This window comes from Streptomyces sp. ST2-7A, from assembly GCF_021390475.1.
In the GTDB taxonomy this organism is placed as follows: domain Bacteria; phylum Actinomycetota; class Actinomycetes; order Streptomycetales; family Streptomycetaceae; genus Streptomyces.
Genome location: NZ_JAJUWS010000078.1, coordinates 1 through 5,358, shown reverse-complemented (window position 1 = coordinate 5,358; position 5,358 = coordinate 1). Strand labels below are relative to the sequence as shown.

7 protein-coding genes are annotated in these 5,358 nt (G+C 70.7%); 2 read left to right on the top strand and 5 right to left on the bottom strand.

The window, feature by feature from the left end; all coding sequences use genetic code 11:
* Positions 1-307 precede the first annotated feature (307 nt).
* The 3 genes from LZF96_RS26210 to LZF96_RS26200 all read right to left on the bottom strand — a co-directional run bounded on the left by LZF96_RS26210 (position 308) and on the right by LZF96_RS26200 (position 2,096).
* A complete protein-coding gene (locus tag LZF96_RS26210; protein ID WP_233877349.1) occupies positions 308-976 on the bottom strand; it encodes a DNA-3-methyladenine glycosylase in 669 nt (222 codons plus the stop codon).
* Between the two features lie 218 nt (positions 977-1,194).
* Positions 1,195-1,695 (bottom strand): barstar family protein, encoded by a 501-nt coding sequence (locus LZF96_RS26205; protein WP_233877345.1) that lies wholly within the window; start codon positions 1,693-1,695, stop codon positions 1,195-1,197.
* Entirely contained in the window at positions 1,692-2,096 is a 405-nt protein-coding gene (locus tag LZF96_RS26200; protein ID WP_233877347.1) for a ribonuclease domain-containing protein, read from the bottom strand. Before LZF96_RS26200 ends, LZF96_RS26205 begins: the two co-directional genes overlap by 4 nt.
* Before the next feature lie 245 nt (positions 2,097-2,341).
* Between LZF96_RS26200 and LZF96_RS26195 the strand changes: the two genes are divergently transcribed.
* Positions 2,342-2,881, top strand: a complete 540-nt coding sequence (locus LZF96_RS26195) for a YbhB/YbcL family Raf kinase inhibitor-like protein (RefSeq protein WP_233877343.1) — start codon at positions 2,342-2,344, stop codon at positions 2,879-2,881.
* A 196-nt stretch (positions 2,882-3,077) separates the two neighbouring features.
* Entirely contained in the window at positions 3,078-3,590 is a 513-nt protein-coding gene (locus tag LZF96_RS26190) for an HNH endonuclease (protein ID WP_233877341.1), read from the top strand.
* A gap of 103 nt (positions 3,591-3,693) precedes the next feature.
* On the opposite strand, the gene LZF96_RS26185 is transcribed toward LZF96_RS26190, so the two are convergent.
* Both LZF96_RS26185 and LZF96_RS26180 read right to left on the bottom strand, forming a co-directional pair.
* Entirely contained in the window at positions 3,694-4,650 is a 957-nt protein-coding gene (locus LZF96_RS26185; protein WP_233877339.1) for an SPFH domain-containing protein, read from the bottom strand.
* Between the two features lie 173 nt (positions 4,651-4,823).
* Positions 4,824-5,255: an NfeD family protein gene (locus LZF96_RS26180; RefSeq protein WP_233877338.1), complete on the bottom strand. Its 432-nt coding sequence runs from the start codon at positions 5,253-5,255 to the stop codon at positions 4,824-4,826.
* Positions 5,256-5,358: the final 103 nt, after the last annotated feature.

Here is a 5,358-nt window from a genome sequence, read left to right as displayed (position 1 = left end):
GGACGGGGTATCAACATATCTGGCGTTGACTTTTGGCACGCTGTTGAGTTCTCAAGGAACGGACGCTTCCTTCGGAATCCCCCGACCATTCGGCCGGTTCTTCCTCCGGGCGCTTCCCTTCGGTGTTTCCAACACTAGCGGATGTTTCCCCGTGCTCCCAAATCGGCCCTCGCGGCCCGAATGAGGCGTCACGAAATCAACTCCAACCGGAGTCTTCATCCTGTGATAGTGATTGTCCTCGGAAGCGCTCCCGGACCCTTCTTCGAAGAGATCCTCAGGGGAGCCGCCCCAAGCGACTCGATCAACATTACGGCCCCGTGGGACCCGTGTCAACCCCTGCCGAGGAACCGGAACGACGGCGGGGTTGATGGGCCCGGTAGGGACTGACGGTGGGGTCACCGTCGATCCAGAACCTCCACGGGCGGGCGGCCCCGGCTCCGCCCACCCCCGTCCTCGGCCCCCGTCGCACGGCGTCGGTGTCCGGTGGCGCGGGCGCCCGCCACAACTCCAACGGGGACGTCCCTTCCACTCCGGCCCCCGACCCGCACACGTCCGTACCGTCCAGGCCCCGATCCACCCCGAGCGCGGTGGCGAGCCGGGCCGGCCCCCTGGCGAGGTCCCGAGCGGTACGTGCCAGGGGACGCCGGCTCGCCGCGAGTTCCTCCCCACGCACCACCTCACCGGCCCGCAGGAGCACCCCGCCGGGCCGGCCGACCGGACCGCACACAACGTTCAGGCAGTGCCACATCCCGTAGGTGAAGTACACGTAGGCGTGACCGGCCGGTCCGAACATCGAGGCGTTACGGGCGGTACGACCCCGGTACGAGTGGGAACCGGGGTCGTCGTCTCCCCCGTACGCCTCGACCTCGGTGAGGCGTACCGCGACCGTGCCCTCCGGGCTGTTGCGCACCAGAACCGCGCCCAGCAGCTCCGGGGCCACCTCGATGACGGGGCGGTCGAGGAAGGCCCGCGGCAGTCGGCCCGCCGCGGTCGGCTCGGCGTTCCCCGGGGGGAGGTCCGCCGTGCCACCCCCGGTGGATCGCTTCCCCTGATCGCCCCGCTCCGCCGTCCCGTACGGTCGTGCCACGTCTCCACGCTCCTCTTCTCCGCTTTCCTGCCCCTCCATGGCGGTCCTCCGGGAGGCGGTCCCTCCACCGTGCCGGCCCCCGCCCACCGACGGGGACCGGCCGGGACTCAGCCCAGCAGTACCGCGAACGGCACCGCCCGCCCGCTCCAATACTCCACGGCCTCCTCGAGGATGCTCTCGGCGATGCCCGGGGCATCGGGGTCCCGCGCACACCACTCGCTCCAACCGGCTGCCAGCATCAGCCGGCCCCGGGCGGGCGGGAGCCAGGCCAGATCGGTGAGGAGATCCGCGAGGGCGTCCCAGTTCCTTCCCGTTCCCGCCGGGAAGCGGAAGGTCGTGGCGAACTCCTCGATCAACAGTTCCTTGGTCCGTCCCGGTCCCTCTCCCCCACCGGTGCCGCCCCGTCCACCGTCACCGTCCGGGGCGGAGAACGGCAGAACCCACCATCCGGCCTCCTCGGCCATGGCCCGCGCCGTCGCCGCGGGGGAGGCACCGTCCGGCCCCGCGCCGGAGGACGGGAGACGGTGGAGGCCCGGCGGCAGGTCACCGCGCAGGAGCGCGGCCACACCCCGCTCGAACGGCTCCGGGAGTTCACGGGGGGTCGTCATCTGATCACCATTCGGAACGTCTCGTAATGATCGTCGGTGTAGTACATCTCGCCGCTCCCGCCCGTCACGATGCGACGTGCTCCGCGATGGTTCAGGCCGGGGGTGTCCACCGTGTACTCGCGGTAGTGGGCGCGATCGGGGTGGATCGGCAGACGTTTCTCGTAGTTGCCGAACCGACTGCCGTCCTTGTCGTAGGGGAAGGGGCCTCCGGCGTCGATGAGTTCGATGGTGCGGTGCGCCTCGGCCGGTAGGTCGGCGACGTCCACCGTGCCCATGCCGGAGGGGGCCCCGGCGGGGACGCCCACCGTCGGGGCGGCCGCGTTCCGATCGCTCCCGGTCGCTCCGGAGCCGGTCGTGTTCGGCCCGCACCCCGTCAGGAACGCCAGCAACAGGGCGAGCATGCCCCCGAGGAGCAGGGGCAGGGACCGGGAGGACGGGGTCCGTCCGATGGCGACACGACCGGGGACGAGGGAATGGGGGGCGGGGAATGGGGGATGGCCCGCGCTCACGGGCCCGGGCAGCGTTCTTCCTGATCTCACCCCGCCATGCTGTCACCGGCCCGGAGCCTCCGGTCACCGGGATGACGGATCCGAAGATTCCGAGCCGACGGGTGACGCGCCCCCGGCCCGACCCCAGGAGGTTGTACATGACCGAGGCGAAGCGGCCCCCGCTCCCCCACGACTTCCACCCCCCGGTGGCTTCCTTCACCGTGGTGAGTGACGACGTGGCGGAGGGCGGGCCCCTGAAGCCGGCACAGGTCCTGGACGGTGGCGACACCTCTCCCCAGTTGCGATGGGAGGGCTTTCCCGAGGGGACGAAGAGCTTCGCGGTGACCTGCTTCGACCCCGACGCCCCGACCGGGAGCGGTTTCTGGCACTGGTCCGTCTTCGACATCCCGGGGTCGGTGACCTCGCTGGCCGCGGGTGCCGGAGCCGGGGACGGCGGAGGGCTGCCGGCAGGGGCGGTGCAGGTGCGCAACGACTACGGCACCCGGGGGTTCGGCGGGGCCGCACCGCCCGCCGGGGACGGTCCGCACCGCTATGTGTTTACCGTCCACGCGGTGGACACCACGAAGTTGGGACCGGACGCGGACGCCACACCCGCGCAGGTGGGCTTCATGCTGCGGTTCCACTCGATCGGGCGGGCACGGTTGATCGGTACCCACGAGGTGCCCGCGGAGGACTGAGTCCTCTCCGTCCCTCCCTCGTCTCCCCCGGCCTCCGACGGGGCGTTGTACGCCCCGTCGGGGGATGGCCACGCGGTGGACACCGCGCCGTCTCCCGGCCGCGGCCCGGCGGAAATTGCATTGTCCCGTCCCGGAGGCGACGGCACAGTGGGGTCGTCCCGCTCCCGGGCGGGCCGGGAGCGGGGAGGTGGGACGGTTGCGTCGGACGTTGGTGCTCAACGCGGGCTTCGAGCCGCTGGCGACGGTGTCGCTGCGCCGGGCGGTGGTTCTGGTGATGCGGGGGAAGGCCGAGGTGGAGCAGGCCCACCCCGGGCTGCGGATCCGAGCCACGGCCGTGGAGATGCCGGTCCCCCTGGTCATCCGGTTGCGCCGGTACGTGAAGGTGCCGTTCCGACAACGGGCGCCGTGGTCACGACGTGGGGTACTGGTGCGCGATCGGTACCGCTGCGCCTATTGCGGACGACGAGCGACGACGGTGGACCACGTGGTACCGCGCTCCCGGGGCGGTGGGGACACCTGGCTGAACACCGTCGCCGCGTGCCGGGAGGACAACCATCGCAAGGCGGATCGCACGCCGGCGCAGGCGGGGATGAGGTTGTTGGTCCAGCCGTTCGAGCCGACCCCGGCCGACGCGTTGCTCCTGGCGGTGGGCGGCGGGCGGGACGAGCCCGGCCTGCCGGAGTGGTCGACCACCGCCCGGGGCGCCTGACCCGACGGACGGGAGCGGGGCACCGGGTGGGGGGACGGAACCCGGTGACGGGTTCCGTTCCGTTCCCCGGCATCCGGCGCGCGCCGGATGCCGGGGAACGGCGTCACTCGAAGCGCGGCTGCTGACGGCCGGGCTTGTCCAGGGTGGGCCGACCGGAGTCAACGGGCTCGGCGGGGGCACCGCCGTTCTCGGCGAGTCGGCCGAGGCCTCCGCCGATGCCCTTGAGCGCGTCACCCAGTTCGCTGGGAACGATCCAGAGCTTGTTGGAGTCGCCCTGGGCGATCTTCGGCAGCATCTGCACGTACTGGTAGGCCAGCAGTTTCTGGTCCGCGTCGCCGGCGTGGATGGCCTCGAAGACGGTACGGATGGCCTGGGCCTCACCCTCGGCGCGCAGGGCCGCGGCCTTGGCGTCACCCTCGGCGCGCAGGATCTCGGCCTGCTTGGAACCCTCGGCCTGAAGGATCTCGGACTGCCGGACACCCTCTGCCTGGAGGATCGCGGCGCGCTTGTCGCGGTCGGCGCGCATCTGCTTCTCCATCGAGTCCTGGATGGAGGTGGGGGGCTCGATCGCCTTGAGCTCGACGCGGTTGACGCGGATGCCCCACTTGCCGGTGGCCTCGTCGAGGACACCGCGCAGGGCCGCGTTGATCTCCTCGCGGGAGGTGAGAGTCCGCTCCAGGTCCATGCCACCGATGATGTTGCGCAGGGTGGTCACGGTCAGCTGCTCGATGGCCTGGATGAAGTTGGAGACCTCGTAGGTGGCGGCGCGGGCGTCGGTGACCTGGTAGTAGATGACGGTGTCGATGTTGACGACCAGGTTGTCCTGGGTGATCACCGGCTGGGGGGGGAAGGGGACGACCTGTTCACGCAGGTCGATGCGGTTGCGGATCGTGTCGATGAACGGCACGACGATGTTGAGGCCGGCGTTGAGCGTGCGGGTGTACCGACCGAAGCGCTCGACGATGGCGGCACTGGCCTGCTGGATCACCTGGATCGTCTTGACCAGGGCGATGAAGACCAGCACCACCAGGATGACGAGCACGATGATGATGGCGTCCATCGTGGTTTCCCCCTGTGGTTCGGGATGTCGGAGACGGGTGGAGGACGGGTGGGATGGGAGGCGACGGGGTCGGGGGGTCGGATCCGGCAGCGCCGGACGGGGAGCGGAGCGGCTCCTCCGATCGCGTCAACCTTCCCGTGGGTAACGCCCGTTGGGGCTTCGGAGAGTGCCCATCACATCACGACGGCGGTCGCGCCGTCGATCTCCACCACACTGACCAGGGAACCGGGTTCGAAAACCTCGCCGGTGTCCAGGGATCGGGCCGACCAGACCTCCCCGGCGAGCTTGATCCGCCCCCGGTTGCCGTCCACCCGCTCCACGACCGTCGCGGACCGCCCCAACAGGGCGTCCACACCGGTGCTGACGCCGGGCAGTTGGGCGCGGGAGCGCTTGGCGATGGGACGGACCACGATGATGAGCGCGGTGGAGACGACCGCGAAGACCACGACCTGCAACGGGAGGTTGTCGGTGATCCCCGCCGTGATCGCACCGGCCACCGCGCCGATCGAGAGCATGCCGAACTCCGGCATCGCCGTCTGTATCAGCGGAATCGCGAACGCTCCGGCGGCGATCAGCCACCATACCCAGAAGTCCACATCACCCATGGTAGGGCCCGGAACACTCCCGGAACAGATGGTGGGGGACGGACCGGCACCACGGATGCCACCGACCGACGGCGGGCCGCTTCGGTCCCGGGGATGCCCCGGG

Coding starts and splice junctions, on each gene's coding strand:
- LZF96_RS26200 (WP_233877347.1), bottom strand. CDS start 2,096: ATGCTCGCCCTGTTGCTGGCGTTCCTGACGGGGTGCGGGCCGAACACG.
- LZF96_RS26195 (WP_233877343.1), top strand. CDS start 2,342: ATGACCGAGGCGAAGCGGCCCCCGCTCCCCCACGACTTCCACCCCCCG.
- LZF96_RS26185 (WP_233877339.1), bottom strand. CDS start 4,650: ATGGACGCCATCATCATCGTGCTCGTCATCCTGGTGGTGCTGGTCTTC.
- LZF96_RS26205 (WP_233877345.1), bottom strand. CDS start 1,695: ATGACGACCCCCCGTGAACTCCCGGAGCCGTTCGAGCGGGGTGTGGCC.
- LZF96_RS26180 (WP_233877338.1), bottom strand. CDS start 5,255: ATGGGTGATGTGGACTTCTGGGTATGGTGGCTGATCGCCGCCGGAGCG.